The following is a 15,280-nucleotide window of genomic DNA, read 5'->3' as shown; positions in this document are numbered from 1 at the left end:
GAATAGATCATGAAAATATTATTAGTATTAACATCACACGACCAACTTGGTGAAACCGGAATGAAAACGGGTTTTTGGCTAGAAGAATTTGCTGCACCTTATTACGTATTTAAGGACCAAGGGGCACAAATTACATTAGCATCACCGAAAGGTGGTCAGCCACCTCTTGATCCAACCAGTGATGGAGAAGATTTTCAAACAGACGCAACACGTCGTTTTGCAGATGATAAAGAAGCGCAACAACACCTTGCAACAACGGTTAAATTGGAAACGGTTAACAGTGATGATTATGACGCCGTATTTTACCCGGGTGGACATGGTCCATTATGGGATTTAAGTGAAGATGCTAAATCAAAATCAATTATTGAAAGCCAATACAATGCCGGTAAACCTGTTGGTCTTGTTTGCCATGCAGTCGCTGCTTTGCGTCATACAACTAACACAGATGGTTCATCATTAGTTAGCGGAAAACGCGTTACTGGCTTTAGTAATAGTGAAGAAGAGGCAGTACAACTTACTTCTGTTGTACCTTTTTTAGTAGAAGATAATTTAAGTGCTAATGGCGGCCTGTATCATAAAGGTGATGATTGGGTAAGTTACATCGAAGTTGATGGCAACTTAATTACTGGGCAAAACCCTGCTTCTTCTGAAGCGGTTGCTAGTGCAATGTTGGTACAATTAAACAAATAAGCTCCCTCAGTAGCACAATCAGCAAGTAAATTAATCGCTATCTAATGCCTATTAGATAGCGATTTTAGTAAATAAGGAAATTTATGATAAAGCTTCACCATCTTAATAAATCTCGATCTAAGCGCATAATTTGGTTACTTGAAGAACTCGGACTAGATTATCAAATAGTCCCATATCAAAGAGATGCCGCCACTTTTTTAGCACCACCTGAGTTAAAAAATATTCACCCTTTAGGCAAATCTCCTGTTATACAAGACAATGATTTGATTATTAGTGAGTCTGGTGCGATCACTGAATATTTAATTGATAAATATGGGCAAACTGTTAATGCAACAGGTTTAGCACCAGATCCTGAAAGCAATGAATACGTAGCATATTTACAGTGGTTACACTTTGCCGAAAGTTCTGCAATGTTACCGCTGTTATTAAAGATGTTTATTGATAAAGACGGCTGCGAAACTAATTTTGTCAGCCAATATGCAAATACTGAGATTGATAACGTTATTAGTTACTTCGACCAGTCACTTGAAAATAAACGTTATTTAGTGGGAGATTCGTTAACAGGCGCAGACATCATGATGTCGTTTATTGTTGAAATAGTCACGAATAATGGCCAATTATCAAAATATAAAAATATTGAGCGTTATGCCACTCAACTGGCTACTCACCCTGCGTTTTTTAAAGCTGAAATCATTGAGCAACAATATAGTTAATCTCAATTAGAGGATAAATATTGATTTACGAATCGTATTAAGATCATCTATGAGCTATTTATGTCTAAAAAAACATCTTTATCATTTTTGAAAAGCAAAAAAAATGGTGAACCCATAAAGGTTTACCATTTTTTTAAATATCTATTTAGCTCATTAATGAGCTAAAACAACATAACGAATTAAAGCGCTACGATGTTTTCTGCGTTCGGGCCTTTTTGACCTTGGCTTACAGTAAATTCAACTTTTTGGCCTTCAGCAAGAGTTTTGAAACCTTCGCTTGAAATTGCACTGAAGTGAGCAAATACGTCTGGACCATTTTCTTGCTCGATGAAACCAAAACCTTTAGCTTCGTTGAACCACTTAACTGTACCTTGAACTTTAGACATAATATTATCCTGAAATTTTAATGTTGATTGCCTTACATAGGCCTCAATAGCTTAAAACAAACTCAAATTATAAACTTAATCATATTACCTTAATAATAAAAGTAGGCAGATAAAGAATATAAACAAATCCTTTGTTTTTGCTGACGTGCACTTTATAGATTCGGCAGTGAAAGTCAAGCCGTGTTTAAAATACAAACTCCTCAGCAATGATTAATATCTCAGTAACATTACCCGTCTTTTTATGGCATAAAAAATGTTAATCCCCACTAAAGCTACAGCCTCATTGCGGTTCAAGAAAAATGGAACAAGTAATAAATAAAGTGATTAAGTTATATGGTGAAAAATAGTTAAATGTAAAAACGAGAACTAAGTACAATCTTTACACAAAACGAATTGATTTAGTGCACATTTTTAGTCGTAACAGAGCATATTTATTAAGCTAAAACTATGTAACAATAAACCCTAAGTTAATAAAGGTTAATAGGGGTATTAAATGAAATCACGTCGTATTACCGCACTAACTGCATTTTTAACGTTTTTTATTATGTTGTTTAGCAGCATCGTCTTATATATTGCGCCACAAGGACGTGTCGCATATTGGGCAAATTGGACACTAGGTGAGCTTTCTAAAGAACAATGGGCTGATATTCATATCAATACTGGTATTGTGTTTCTGCTTGCACTGAGCTTCCATCTGTACCTGAATTTCAAAGCGATAAAAACTTACCTTAAAACCCGTGATAGAAAATTCAAAATTTTCACTATTGATTTTAATATCGCACTGTTAATCACCATCGCTTGTGTTGTGGGAACCTATATGAAGATTCCTCCATTTTCCAGCATGCTTTCGTTAAGTGAAGCTTTTAAAGAATCAACAGCCCTCACTTACGGAGAACCACCCTACGGTCATGCTGAGCAGTCAACACTCAACTCATATTGTAAAAAGATGGGCCTTAATCTGGAAGAAACTATTAAGAAAATAAAAGCTGCAGGGTATTCAGTAGAAAGCAGTGAATTACAAATCAAACAGATTGCCACTCAAAATAATGTGTCACCACAACAATTACTATTTCCACTCACGCCTGATCCTAAATTTCCTGTAAGTAATTCAAACGCTATGTTAAAAATACCTGAAGATTTATCAGGTGTGGGTCGATTAACACTAGTGGATCTTAAAGAACAGTATAATGCGGATAGCCAAAAAATAATCGCCGTACTTAAAGCTAAAGGTATTAAACTGGATGAGTCCACTAAGATAAAAGAGATTGCCGAAGATCAAGATATGAGTGCCCATGATCTATTTGATCAAATAAGGGAAATCCACAACCAAACTTTATAAAAACAGAAATAAATATGCGGTGAGCAATGATGATGCTCACTGCTTTACCGCTGAAACAAACTGAACGATAGACTTGAATTCATCCTAAGACCTCCCAACAACATGTATTGTATTAACCAAGAAATACTTAAGAGAAGCAACGAATATATATTCCACTATTCCGCCTTAAGCGCTATAAATATGAGTGTTTGTAATGATTGTTGTGGCTAACATTTATGTTTTAAAACTTAAAACACGTAGAAAATTAAGCCATCCGCTTGCTATTATTGATTAATAGCAGTGCCCACTTTCAGGGATAAACGCATTTAAAGTTGACGATACAACCGTGTGAAATTTTACAAAGATAATTTAACAGGAAAAATATAACTGACTCAATTTTTTTATCAATTATTAAACGAGCAACTGAAACAGCAACGATCACTATCAAAGGTGAGTCAGTACATAATGATGTAATTAATAAAGTAAATAACTTTATATGAATAATGTCACAGAACAACTTCCATATTACTGTAATAATTATTCCAACATTCCATCGTGAGAGCTGTTAATAATGAATGCGTATCAATTACTACAAGATGTATTACACACCCCTACTGAGTTAGGCCATTACTGGCATAATCAAAGTTCATTAGCTCAATTTTCAGGATTAACCCAATCCAACATAAGTAAACAACTCAATAAATTAGTACATAATGGTGTGGTCAAAGTCGACTTACGTGAGCATGCAGATGGAAAAAATGGCAAACACTATTGTTTAATCACTAAGCTCAATTCTCATGAGTCAGCACAACAAACAGCCCACCAGCAGCTTCGCTCTGCAGTTGAAGTGTTAGCAAATGACTTAAAAAAGAATAAAAAGTTGCCCATTGAACAATATCAATCACTGTTAGCACAAGTAAAAAAGGTCAGTGCTTCCGTTAAAGGTCAAATAAAAGCACAATCAGCTTATGACCGCCAATACAGTAAACTACGAAATATATTTAAAAACCTTTCAGATGAAGAAGTTGCAGCGTTTACTTCTGAATTACTAACAACAGGCGCAAACCACGGTGCAATAACAGATAAATATTTAACATTGAATGCAGAGAAGTAAACGCTATTAGCTTAAGCGTGTAGACCCGTTTTAGAATTAGTCCCTAAGGTACCTATTTAGATACAGAAGATAACTAAAGATCAAAAGCAAATATAAGGCTCTAAAACTAACTCGTAACAAATACAGCTAGTTTTAGAACCGCCATTCAATAAAGGGACATTAGAACTTAATAGTGATAATCGAAAAATTTTCGATGGTCTCTTCCCGCGCTTAAACTATTTATTTTATTGGCATGTTTATACTCTTTCCAGTTAGCGACCTGAGTGCCTTTATTAAGATGCGGGAACTGTTGTGCACTATCACATTCATGATCTAAAAACTTCAATAACGCAGTTAAACTTCCGACATGGCTTATATCAATCGACAAGAGATCATCTCGACCTTGAAAATAGGACTCAACTTGCTGTTCATGTTTTAAGTAACAATGCGACAGATGTGCATCTGATAACAACAGTTCATTATTGAGATCAAATATTTGCTCAAAACTTCGTTTTAATACTGGGTTAAAATGTCCCGTTTTAGGCATTAAATGCGGGCCCATTTTGTAGAGTAAACGTTTTATGGATGGGAGCCATTTACACAAATCTCGTTTTAAATAAACAAATTTTGACTCAGGAAATAGCAAATCTAACTGTTGATAGTCTGAAAAACAGGGGGAGTCTGAGATGGCATCAGCCAATTCAAATGCTTGTTTTGTAAATGCGGTATGTGCAACCTTAAAGCCCTGCTCTAATAACGCGACACTAATACTAGTCGTGCCAGTACGGGGCAAGCCAATAATAAAAATCTTAGTCATAATGGTTTCTAATCTACTTAATAGCGTTACAGTGGCACACCACTATGAAATTTAAAGTCGTCATCAGGCATCAAAATTAATTGTGCCTCTACTTTGCCAAAATGGGCAACTTTATCGCTAATATCAACTGCAGAAATCGATTGTGCTAACGCTAAGTAGTCTTGATAATGACGCGCTTCTGAGCGTAATAGAGAGACATAAAAATCACCCAAATGTTTATCTACGTGTGGGGCTAATTTTGCGAATCGTTCACAAGAGCGAGCTTCGATGTACGCGCCACAAATAAGCTTATCAATTAAGGTGTCTGGCTCATGGGTTGTGACATGTTTAAACATACCTTTAGCGTAACGTGACGGTGTAATACTTTGGTATGCCACATCATAGTGATCCATCATCTCTAGCACTTGATAGAAATGGTGAAGCTCCTCTTTGATCAATAGAATCATTTTATCAATCAGATCCTGTCCATAGGGAGAATGAGACTTTGGAATAACCGATTTAGTTAATTTGTTTTTAGCCGCAAGGTCACGCCACTGCCCTTTTCTTTTATAAACAAATAATTCAAAAGGTTGTAACCACGCTAATAACGCATCACCACTCTGTTTATCAACCGCGTATTTACGGATAAGGTACATCGCCGACTGCGACGCTTTTAATTCGCACACTAAATGGTCTAATAACAACATTGAAAAATTTTCTGGTTGAATTGCTTTTTCAACCCAACTGTCAGGAGTTTCACAATGCAGGAAAGATTTTATTGGGGATAATAGTTCTGTATAAGGCACGTTAATCACATCTCAAAAGTAAACTTTAAAATACCAACATTATCATAATTAGCACGCTAACATATTGAAATGTTAGGAGTAGAAGGTTAGCCATTCCTTGGCCTGATCTGAACATGCGAGTATCGGTTCAGAACACATAGCTGCTTATGCTTTATTCATCTGCTGATGCATCGCTTTTACTAACGCAACAAGCGCATCTTTAGATAACTTATTAACGTTTTCTACAGTCGCTGCGAGCTGCTTACTATCAGCAACGATTGGTGTGAAATCAACGACAGGTTTAAGCAGTAACGTTTGAATTAATTTCTTAGCGGTTTCTGAATCATTTTTAGCAATAATATCTAACACTTGTGCTTTAAGCGCTTCATTTTTAGGAAGCAATAATTTAGCAACGTGCGTAAAACCAACTATTTCACATTGTGCTAAGGTGCCAAATTTAGGCAATTTACGCCAAGCAATTAAGGTATTCGGTGTCACTTCTTCGATATCAGTTGAGCACTCATCAATTATATTTGCCCATACCCAATCAAGAAAAGCTTCATCACTACACAAAATTTCTCTTACTTTATTGCATGCTTTACCAATCTGATATTTAGCTTGGCGCTTTTCCGCAGCTTCTGGTGCGTTTTGATCGATATAATGCGTAATATCTAACTGTTGTAAAATAGTTGCTTGTTGTTCTTGTAACGGTGAGCTCATTGAATGTACCTATTTTGTAACACCACATTATCGGATGCCTTGATGAATTGCCTGCAGTTTATCCTACCGTGACTAAGAGTCTAGAAATATGCTCTAAAATATTTCTCTAAATTAGATTAAAGTGTCTTTTTTTTATTCAAACAGTAAGCCCTTGGCATTGAATTACTGGTTACTATTGCCAAACCTAATGGTAACAGGTTAATGTTTCTTATCTTTTAAATTTATTCATCAACTACCGAGTCACTTCGCTGACTCTTAATGTTATCTCCATATGGAATACTCAATGACTCAGACTATCGAACAAAAATTAATAGCCATTCGAGAGCACATGACCGCAGCTAATTTAGATGCTTTCGTTGTTCCTCGCGCCGATGAGTACTTAGGTGAATATGTACCAGAACATAACCAACGCTTACTTTGGTGCAGTGATTTCACTGGCAGTGCCGGTACCGTTATCATTTTAAAAGATAGATGCGCTATCTTTACCGATGGTCGTTATACCATCCAAGTTAAACAACAAGTCAACGCACAACATTTTGAGTTCTATCATCTTATTGATACACCACACATGCAGTGGGTGAGTGAACAGGTAAGTGCTGGTGCAAACATTGGTTTTGATGCAAAAGTACATAATCTGAATTGGTATCATGACAGTCTAGCCACATTGACAGAAAAAAATATCAACCTTGTTGCCGTTGAACAAAACCCAATCGATTTAAGCTGGTCAGACCGCCCTGTTCCAACAAAAAACAAAGGTTTATTACTGGCGCAAAAATATACTGGTTTATCGAGCTTAGAGAAACGTCAACAGATAGGTGCTTGCATTGCAGCACAGGGTGCTGATGTCGTCATAATCAGTGCATTAGACTCTATTGCTTGGTTATTAAATATTCGTGGGAAAGATATTCACTGTTTCTGCGTTATCTTAGGTAGCGCAATATTAGCTAAAGATGGCAGCATGACATTTTTTACCGATCCAGACAAAATTCCAATGGGCTTTGCTGAACACGTTGGTGAAGGCGTCACCATTGTTGAAGAATCACAATCAACAGCCTCTTATCAAGCACTTGGTCAACAAGGCTTAACGATACTAGCAGATCCAGAAACAACCAATGCATTTAGTCAATTAACAGCACAACAAGCAGGCGCAATGTTACTGTCTGGTAGTGATCCGGTGGCATTACCTAAAGCCTGTAAAAACAGCATTGAACTCAAGGGTATGCAACAGGCACATATGCGTGATGCTGCAGCTGAAATTCGATTTCTTTCTTGGTTAGAAGCAGAAGTAGCGAAAGGCAACCTTTACGATGAAGCTCAATTATCTGATGCACTAACTGATTTTCGTGCAACGGGTGAAAACTACATTGAACTCAGCTTTGATACCATATCTGCAGCGGGCGCAAATGCTGCCATGTGTCATTACAACCACATGAACGACACACCTGCTATGCTGCCGATGGATAGTATCTATTTAGTTGATTCTGGTGCGCAATACCTTGATGGCACTACGGATATCACTCGAACCGTTGCCATCGGTACCCCATCTGAAGAACATAAAAAAATGTTCACCTTAGTATTGAAAGGTCATATCGCACTTGCACAAATGAAATTTCCTGAAGGTACAAGTGGCGGACAACTAGATGCATTAGCGCGTCAATTTTTATGGCAACAGGGTTATGATTACGATCATGGTACCGGCCATGGTGTTGGTTGCTTTCTTAATGTTCATGAAGGCCCACATCGTATTGCAAAAAATTCAAATTCTGTGCCGCTAGAACTAGGTATGGTTGTGTCAAATGAACCTGGCTATTACAAGCAAGACGAGTACGGTATTCGCTGTGAAAACCTTATATATGTAGTTGAAAAAGGGAATGGTCACGATGGTAAAACATTCTATGAATTTGAAACTCTCACCTTAGTCCCCTTTGACCGTCGCTTGATTGAAAAATCAATGCTGACAGAAGTTGAACGTAACTGGATCAATCACTACCACGCACAGGTTAATGAACAAATCGCCCCACTACTGACAGGTTCAGACTTAGATTGGTTAATAGATGCGACTAAAGCTATTTAATTGGTTGTTGTAACAGACTGCTAAACATTAAAGTAACGGTTAATTTAATTTGAACAATTAGCCGTTACAAATACAGAAGTCATCTTCGTATAATCGAAAATCCAGGCTATTACTCCTTTCATAAACCCACTGCCTAATAACAACGTCTTTTAAGCAAATGTTTCGAAAGTAAATCAATTTTTGTGCTGTGAGTACGGATTTACATTTGCAATGTTTAATGAGGGCACCAATACTCAATTTAAGCCATTAAATCAACATTCCATTCACTAGTTAAATGGCATAAGCCGCTTTTGCAAGTAAATATTTTATCGCTTATTAGCTTTACGCTGGACTCGATTACGAAGAGTTCAATAATGTTTGTTATAAGAGAAAACAATGAAAAACAAACCCGATTTTAAAAAATTTATGAATATACTCAATTCCTTTGAGGATCAAGGCTCAATGGATGAGTATGCTGTCTTGTTTTCTAGTGAAGATAATGAATTAGTTGTTTTTTTCGTTGAAGTGACAGATATCTGTCAGTTAATAGGTGTTAGTACTTTAGAGCAAAAAATAGTTGAATTGAATGATTTCATTCATGAAGAAGATCATTATTTATGTCAGTACACTTACTTATCAGGCCGACAAGCAATACAAACTGCATTTAACCTCAGAATAATCAAATCAGATAAGTCAGTGATCGTCGTGTGGATAGAATTAGAGGAGGTTTACTGCAACACTAAGCAAAAGACTATCGCGTATAAAGTAAAAATGATAAATCCCAGAGAGAATCTAAATAAACAGGTGTTAGACAAAGCCGCCTCGAATAACTATTTATCCATTCTTTCCAGTGCTCAAGATTTTGTCTATTTTAAAAACTTAAATCATATTTTCACTGGAAGCAGTCAAGCGATGGCTAACATCACAGGATTCAGCTCTGGTGAACAACATATCGGTCTTACCGATTACGATATTTTTCCTAAAGAGCACGCTGATATCTATTATCGATTAGAGAACGAGATTTTGAGCGGGAAAAAGAATGATATTAAACAGATTGAACCTTTTCTCGATGAAAATGGTAATGAAGGTTGGGTAGATACCCGTAAATTTGCTATTCGTGATACACAAGGAGATATAGTTGGCCTGTTTGGTATATCAAGAGACATTACTGAGGAGTTATTATTAAAAAAACAGCTCGAAGAAACGCAACAAAAACTACTCACATTAGCCAATCAAGATGGTTTAACGTCAATGTTTACTCGTCGACACGGATATGACCTAAGCACTCAAGCATTAACTCAGGCTAACCGTTATCATTCCCCCTTGTCATTAATCATGTTTGATATAGACCATTTCAAAGTGGTCAATGACAACTACGGTCATGAGTGTGGTGATAAAGTGCTAGTGAGCATTGCAGATATTGTACTTGCTACACTAAGAGATGCGGACATTGCATTTCGATACGGCGGTGAAGAATTCGTTATCTGTTCCCCACATACATCCTTACAGAATACGGTTGTTATCATGGAACGTATCAATGAAAAAATTAACGCCATTGCACCCCCTTGTAAAATCCCCTCCGTTACAGTAAGTGCAGGCATAGTCGAGTTAGCAAATGATGAATCGCTAGACAAACTAATACATAGAGCGGATGAATTATTGTATAAAGCAAAAGCAGCAGGAAGAAATTGTATTAAATATTAACGGTCAATATCAACAATGCCGTAATATTTAATAAAAAGGCAGTACAACTCTCAAAGCGTAAGATTCATTAACATGTTGTAATGAATCATGATAATTATTTCCTAAACCAATCGTTTCAAAGATTAACGGCGTCTTTTTTTATTAAAGCTACTATCGGGTGTACCAGTAAAACAATTTAGAACCCAAGGATAAGTATCTGTTACATAATAAGCATACTTACCATTAACCGTCATACCATTACATTGATCTAAGTCTCCACCAGAGGATGCGCTATAGACAAAGTCATCGATATATTTACCATCATAAACACCACCTGGCGAATAGGTTTTCCCTTTATAAGTAATATCCACTCTTGGCCCACCATTATCTTTAAATACATAGCTCGATTTTGCTTTTCTAATGGTGCCATTTTCATCAAAATAACTACCGTATATCGGGAAACCATCTGCTGCAAAGCCGATTAAAGGAGAAGCAACCGTGCTATTTTCTGAAAACATCGCTAAAGGGTTTCCGTGATAGTGATATGTACCATCTGGTTGAGTATGTGCGTTATGGGAATCGACGCCAAAACTGTTTAACTTTGACATTGGGTCATATCTAAAGGGCTGTCCATCATCTCCGCAACCAATAAAACCGCGGCCAATCCCAAAACAACCCGCTGCCATTACATCTAATTTAACGCCATTTAAGAAAATGGCGTTATCGGTACGCAAGCCAAGCTTGGTTACTTTACTACTTACAACGGGGGATTGAGGGATTGTGTAAGTGATATCTTGCTCAGAGACTTTATTATGGAAGCTTTTGTCAGCATCATTGAAGTCATGATTAGGAATCGCATTGGTGGTAAAAATACACTTATCCCCCTCTAAGCTTATTTTCAAACTACCTGAATAGACGCTGTTTTCATTGATGTCTTTAGAGATAGACTTATATTCATTAGCGTATTCTGCACAATTGCTAGCAGTACTGGTAAATATAAGATTAGTGATATCTTTTACGCTTGTTTCGGTTTCATGTGTGTGGTTACTGCCCTGCCCGTGATCATGATCATCACTAGTACAAGCACTCAAACTTACAACGATTGCCATTATGGTCATTGTTTTTTTCATGTTAATTCCTTTTGTACTTTTAAAAATATGTTTATCCCACTCTAAAATCACCATAGTGGGATATTCCTTACAACTTGGTTTTATACCAATTACTGCATATTTTTTTTACGCTCACCTGATGGAGGACCTGTTGGAGCTTCGTCAGCAGTAATGTAACCATCATTGTTTTTATCAAACTGCTTGAACCTAGCAGCATTACCTTTAAATTCAGATTTTGATACTTTGCCATCACCATTCTTATCTAAACGAGTAATAAATTTATTATTAGTCCCCCCTATTTTACGCTGTGGTTTATTACTCTTCTGTTGTTTGCTAGTCTGTCCTTTCTGTTCACTCTGTGAATATTGACTCACCTTTTCCGTGACAACAGACATGGGAATATTAACGTCACCACCTCTTACTACACGCACATAGTTATCTACACGAATCATGTCACCCTGCGGACCTCTTGACATTGGCTCACCTGTTTTAGGATCACTTCGTTGAGAGCCAGCACCATGTACATCCATGGTAACACCATGCATCTCCCCCAAGGCTTTACCAAATGCAACATAGACTGCACCACTTTCAGGTACAGGTCCGTCTAAGTGAGTTGTTGAACTCCAATAATAGGGATAGTCTATTTCTCCCCCTTCATTTTTTATAGAAGAGATCTCGAAAATTGGATCAATAGCCGCTGAGTTAGATGTTTCTGGAGAACGAGTATAATCAACGATACTTTGTAACTCTTTAGCATTAGGTAAACGCCAATCATCATGTCCTGCTAATGTAAGGTTTTCAGCATACGCTAACGACTGTTGCCAATTTAACCCTTTGCCGCTGTCTGCTTGTTGCCACATTAGCCCTGTTGCTTGATCTGTGATAGTTGCATCGCCATTATCAACAAAACTGTTGTTTCCATAATCTTCATTGCCGCGAACAAATCTGAAATACATCTTATTGGCTTGTTTAGTACGTGGATTGTATTTTGGATAACCTTTAATTCGCCCATCAACAAAGTTCACGCCAAATACTGTCTCATCATTATTCATGGTTTTACCGACATACTCTGTACTGGTCCAAATCTGCGCATCAATCTCTCGCTCACCAGGATTTGCACCACCAAGTGGTTGCTCAAAATATTGTGTATCAATGAACGGGGTTAATGCCGTTTCGCCTTTTACTGTGCCAGTAAACTGAATTAATGAATAAGCCTCTTTTAAAGTCGCAATGCGCCAATCGTTAAAACCAGCTAGTTGATAACTTTCAATTTTTTGCTGTGCTTGCTCGAAAGTTATTTTTTCTCCAAGTTCTTTTTGCCACATTAAGCCAGTCACATTATCTGTAATGGTGCCATCGTTATTATCGCTATAAGATGGGTCATTGATGGTATAGGTTGCATCTTGTCCGTAAAAGGCATCGCCTTCTCGTGGTAGTGAGATGACATCATCATTGCCATAAAATTTCTTTTGTCCCGTATCAACAATTTGATAACTAAACTGGCTTTGTGGGCGTGATGCAGAAATGTGCGCATTATTGATAACCATTAAATCTTCAGCAAATACGACATTACCGCTGTAGATTTTACGGATCTCCTCTAAACTCGCTTCAGTATCAACCAAGGTTGAATTGAAATGTGTGTAAATCAAATTTTTAACCTTGGCTTGTTGAGCGATACTACTTGAATCATCCAAATTCAAATGTGCAGGTGTACGTGGATTTTTACTCTTTTTTTGTCCATTTTGTGGTGAATTTTTACTGTTTTTCTTTCTATTACGTGCATCCTTCATGATCATGCCACCTGAGTCGATGATCATATAATCAGCATTTTTAGCAAATGCAGGTAACGCTTCCGAATAAGTGAGATCACCGGTGATAACCACTGATTGATCATCATAATCAAATCGGTAAGCAACAGTATGGATAGCATGCGGCACCTCTAATGTGCTGATATTGATATCTCCAACCGTAAATGATTCCCCACCAGTTAAGTCTCTAGCATCAAAAAACGTTCGCGTTCCCTCAATCGTTCTTTTGGTTTTACCTAAGCGATATGCGATATCCTCTTCATAAAGAACCAAGTTTGTCTCTGAAAGTTTTACAGTGTTTGGTGGACCGACAACCGTAAACTTATTTCCGCCCATCAAAGATTGGATAAATATAGGCACAAATTCTTCATTATGATCAAGATGATGATGAGTAAAAAACAAACCAGATAAATCACGAATTCTAATGCCTAACTTATTCAGATTCGCTTGAGTTCCATTACCCATATCCACTAATATTTTAGTATCGCCAACTGAAACTAACACCCCTGCACTAGCTCTATTTTCGTTAAAAACAGGCGAGCCAGAGCCGATTATTGTTGCCGTGAGTTGCTCCTGTGCACTGGCTATATTGAGCAATGTACTGCCCGATAAAATAAGTGCAATCATCATTTTCTTCATAAGAATAACTTCCATTTATAATGGCATTGTAATGCGTACAATCAACTTATTTATAAACGTTAAATACGCGACATAGACTATCAATTTTCAGTTTATATTTAAGCAGTTATGATTGTCTGATGTTTGTCTGAAAGAGATTATGTTGCAACAGTTTGTGTCAATATAGCGCTTAGACACACTTTGACACATTTAATGTAACATATTGAAATTTTCAAAAGATTTGCATGACAATTATGCAGATTGACGAACACCAGAAAATTGTTAATGAAACGTTAATTTTATGTGACCATGCTCTTGCAATTGAAAGTTAACGATACAGATAATGGGGCTTCCATCGATATCGTTGCAATGTAGTATTAACATATTACCTTAGCGTTATTCATACATGGTGTAATCATCAGCGAAGTTTAGGTTGAGCTTTATAGATTTATAGGTCTATTAACTCAGCTCTTTTCGTTAAATGCATTGAGGAATAAATAATGGCTAAAGTACTTATTATTACCGGTGATTTTGTTGAAGATTATGAAAATATGGTTCCCTTTCAAGCCCTGCTGGCGATGGGGCATGACGTTGATGCCGTATGCCCCGGGAAAAAAACAGGTGAACTGATTGCCACATCAATCCATGATTTTGAAGGCGATCAGACCTATTCTGAAAAACGCGGTCACAACTTTGCACTTAATGCATGTTTCGACGACATTAATGTGAGTGATTACGATGGCTTGTATTTACCGGGTGGTCGTGCACCAGAATATTTACGTTTAAATGCAAAAGTCATTGAGATAATTCAACACTTTTCGAACAGTGATAAACCCATTGCATCGATCTGTCACGGACCACAATTACTGACTGCAGCAGGTGTAATAAAAGGTAAAAAAGTATCTGCTTATCCAGCTTGTCAGCCAGAAATAGAGATGTCTGGCGCCGAATATGTCGAATTACCTATGGATGCAGCAATAACAGATGGACAATTAGTCACCGCACCTGCTTGGCCAGCTCATCCCGCCATGTTGATGCAATTTGTAGCACTGCTATAGATACAATCAATTGAGAGGTATATATGTGTCATCTTTTTATCCATGCAGATAGCGAATTGTGGGTTAGCAAAACCAAATCATTGCGTATTCAAGGCGTGGTTACATCAATTCGTTTAGAAGTGTTCTTTTGGAATACATTGGAAGAGTTGTCATTTAGAGACAAAATGACCGTCAATCAGGCTATCTCTAAACTATACCTCGAAGCGCTTGACGCTGATCACGACATTGGAAACTTCACTTCATTTTTACGTGTATGCTGCTCACGCTATTTATCGTTAATTGCTGATGGTGCGCTTTCACGTGAAATTGAATTGCCTTTGAGTGATATAGACGCAAAGAATATCATTGAACAAGAACAACTACGTAACAAACAACGCAAAGTACTATTTGCTGCTAACACGACCAATAATTTAATCAATTAGCATGACAAAATACAATAAAAAACTCTAT

At 37.1% G+C, this 15,280-nt stretch carries 14 protein-coding genes; 8 read left to right on the top strand and 6 right to left on the bottom strand.

Features of this window, described 5'->3' with window-relative positions:
• Nucleotides 1-9: 9 nt before the first annotated feature.
• Entirely contained in the window at nt 10-690 is a 681-nt protein-coding gene (locus QQK09_RS17385; protein ID WP_284205446.1) for a type 1 glutamine amidotransferase domain-containing protein, read from the top strand.
• Nucleotides 691-773: 83 nt separating this feature from the next.
• A complete protein-coding gene (locus tag QQK09_RS17380) occupies nt 774-1,403 on the top strand; it encodes a glutathione S-transferase family protein (RefSeq protein WP_284205445.1) in 630 nt (209 codons plus the stop codon).
• Between the two features lie 179 nt (nt 1,404-1,582).
• Here the strand turns inward: QQK09_RS17380 and cspE are convergent, their stop codons facing one another.
• Nucleotides 1,583-1,789, bottom strand: a complete 207-nt coding sequence (gene cspE / locus QQK09_RS17375) for a transcription antiterminator/RNA stability regulator CspE (protein WP_284205444.1) — start codon at nt 1,787-1,789, stop codon at nt 1,583-1,585.
• 493 nt (nt 1,790-2,282) lie between these two features.
• Between cspE and QQK09_RS17370 the strand changes: the two genes are divergently transcribed.
• Complete coding sequence (locus tag QQK09_RS17370) at nt 2,283-3,128, top strand: DUF4405 domain-containing protein (protein WP_284205443.1); 846 nt, start codon at nt 2,283-2,285, stop codon at nt 3,126-3,128.
• A gap of 550 nt (nt 3,129-3,678) precedes the next feature.
• Nucleotides 3,679-4,221, top strand: a complete 543-nt coding sequence (locus tag QQK09_RS17365) for a hypothetical protein (protein WP_284205442.1) — start codon at nt 3,679-3,681, stop codon at nt 4,219-4,221.
• 166 nt (nt 4,222-4,387) lie between these two features.
• Here the strand turns inward: QQK09_RS17365 and QQK09_RS17360 are convergent, their stop codons facing one another.
• The 3 genes from QQK09_RS17360 to QQK09_RS17350 all read right to left on the bottom strand — a co-directional run bounded on the left by QQK09_RS17360 (nt 4,388) and on the right by QQK09_RS17350 (nt 6,501).
• Nucleotides 4,388-5,017: a sulfotransferase gene (locus tag QQK09_RS17360; RefSeq protein ID WP_284205441.1), complete on the bottom strand. Its 630-nt coding sequence runs from the start codon at nt 5,015-5,017 to the stop codon at nt 4,388-4,390.
• A gap of 26 nt (nt 5,018-5,043) precedes the next feature.
• On the bottom strand, nt 5,044-5,802 hold the full coding sequence (gene miaE, locus QQK09_RS17355) for a tRNA isopentenyl-2-thiomethyl-A-37 hydroxylase MiaE (protein ID WP_284205439.1): 759 nt from the start codon (nt 5,800-5,802) through the stop codon (nt 5,044-5,046).
• A gap of 144 nt (nt 5,803-5,946) precedes the next feature.
• On the bottom strand, nt 5,947-6,501 hold the full coding sequence (locus QQK09_RS17350; protein WP_284205438.1) for a hypothetical protein: 555 nt from the start codon (nt 6,499-6,501) through the stop codon (nt 5,947-5,949).
• A 283-nt stretch (nt 6,502-6,784) separates the two neighbouring features.
• On the opposite strand from QQK09_RS17350, the gene QQK09_RS17345 reads away from it, so the two are divergent.
• Nucleotides 6,785-8,575 (top strand): aminopeptidase P family protein, encoded by a 1,791-nt coding sequence (locus QQK09_RS17345; RefSeq protein ID WP_284205437.1) that lies wholly within the window; start codon nt 6,785-6,787, stop codon nt 8,573-8,575.
• A 375-nt stretch (nt 8,576-8,950) separates the two neighbouring features.
• Complete coding sequence (locus QQK09_RS17340) at nt 8,951-10,258, top strand: sensor domain-containing diguanylate cyclase (protein WP_284205434.1); 1,308 nt, start codon at nt 8,951-8,953, stop codon at nt 10,256-10,258.
• A gap of 122 nt (nt 10,259-10,380) precedes the next feature.
• Here the strand turns inward: QQK09_RS17340 and QQK09_RS17335 are convergent, their stop codons facing one another.
• Both QQK09_RS17335 and QQK09_RS17330 read right to left on the bottom strand, forming a co-directional pair.
• Nucleotides 10,381-11,367 carry a YHYH protein gene (locus QQK09_RS17335; protein WP_284205433.1) on the bottom strand — a complete coding sequence of 329 codons (987 nt, stop codon included), beginning with the start codon at nt 11,365-11,367 and terminating at the stop codon, nt 10,381-10,383.
• Between the two features lie 89 nt (nt 11,368-11,456).
• Nucleotides 11,457-13,793 (bottom strand): Lcl domain-containing protein, encoded by a 2,337-nt coding sequence (locus tag QQK09_RS17330; RefSeq protein ID WP_284205432.1) that lies wholly within the window; start codon nt 13,791-13,793, stop codon nt 11,457-11,459.
• 479 nt (nt 13,794-14,272) lie between these two features.
• On the opposite strand from QQK09_RS17330, the gene QQK09_RS17325 reads away from it, so the two are divergent.
• Nucleotides 14,273-14,830 carry a DJ-1/PfpI family protein gene (locus QQK09_RS17325; RefSeq protein WP_284205431.1) on the top strand — a complete coding sequence of 186 codons (558 nt, stop codon included), beginning with the start codon at nt 14,273-14,275 and terminating at the stop codon, nt 14,828-14,830.
• A gap of 23 nt (nt 14,831-14,853) precedes the next feature.
• Nucleotides 14,854-15,252: a ribbon-helix-helix domain-containing protein gene (locus QQK09_RS17320; protein WP_284205429.1), complete on the top strand. Its 399-nt coding sequence runs from the start codon at nt 14,854-14,856 to the stop codon at nt 15,250-15,252.
• Nucleotides 15,253-15,280: the final 28 nt, after the last annotated feature.

This window comes from Psychromonas marina, assembly GCF_030161115.1.
Taxonomy (GTDB): Bacteria; Pseudomonadota; Gammaproteobacteria; order Enterobacterales; family Psychromonadaceae; genus Psychromonas; species Psychromonas marina.
The sequence above is the reverse complement of the archived record's forward strand: the minus strand, read 5'-3'. Positions and strand labels throughout refer to the sequence as shown.

Coding starts and splice junctions, on each gene's coding strand:
- QQK09_RS17385 (WP_284205446.1), top strand. CDS start 10: ATGAAAATATTATTAGTATTAACATCACACGACCAACTTGGTGAAACC.
- QQK09_RS17380 (WP_284205445.1), top strand. CDS start 774: ATGATAAAGCTTCACCATCTTAATAAATCTCGATCTAAGCGCATAATT.
- cspE (WP_284205444.1), bottom strand. CDS start 1,789: ATGTCTAAAGTTCAAGGTACAGTTAAGTGGTTCAACGAAGCTAAAGGT.
- QQK09_RS17370 (WP_284205443.1), top strand. CDS start 2,283: ATGAAATCACGTCGTATTACCGCACTAACTGCATTTTTAACGTTTTTT.
- QQK09_RS17365 (WP_284205442.1), top strand. CDS start 3,679: ATGAATGCGTATCAATTACTACAAGATGTATTACACACCCCTACTGAG.
- QQK09_RS17360 (WP_284205441.1), bottom strand. CDS start 5,017: ATGACTAAGATTTTTATTATTGGCTTGCCCCGTACTGGCACGACTAGT.
- QQK09_RS17350 (WP_284205438.1), bottom strand. CDS start 6,501: ATGAGCTCACCGTTACAAGAACAACAAGCAACTATTTTACAACAGTTA.
- QQK09_RS17345 (WP_284205437.1), top strand. CDS start 6,785: ATGACTCAGACTATCGAACAAAAATTAATAGCCATTCGAGAGCACATG.
- QQK09_RS17340 (WP_284205434.1), top strand. CDS start 8,951: ATGAAAAACAAACCCGATTTTAAAAAATTTATGAATATACTCAATTCC.
- QQK09_RS17335 (WP_284205433.1), bottom strand. CDS start 11,367: ATGAAAAAAACAATGACCATAATGGCAATCGTTGTAAGTTTGAGTGCT.
- QQK09_RS17330 (WP_284205432.1), bottom strand. CDS start 13,793: ATGAAGAAAATGATGATTGCACTTATTTTATCGGGCAGTACATTGCTC.
- QQK09_RS17325 (WP_284205431.1), top strand. CDS start 14,273: ATGGCTAAAGTACTTATTATTACCGGTGATTTTGTTGAAGATTATGAA.
- QQK09_RS17320 (WP_284205429.1), top strand. CDS start 14,854: ATGTGTCATCTTTTTATCCATGCAGATAGCGAATTGTGGGTTAGCAAA.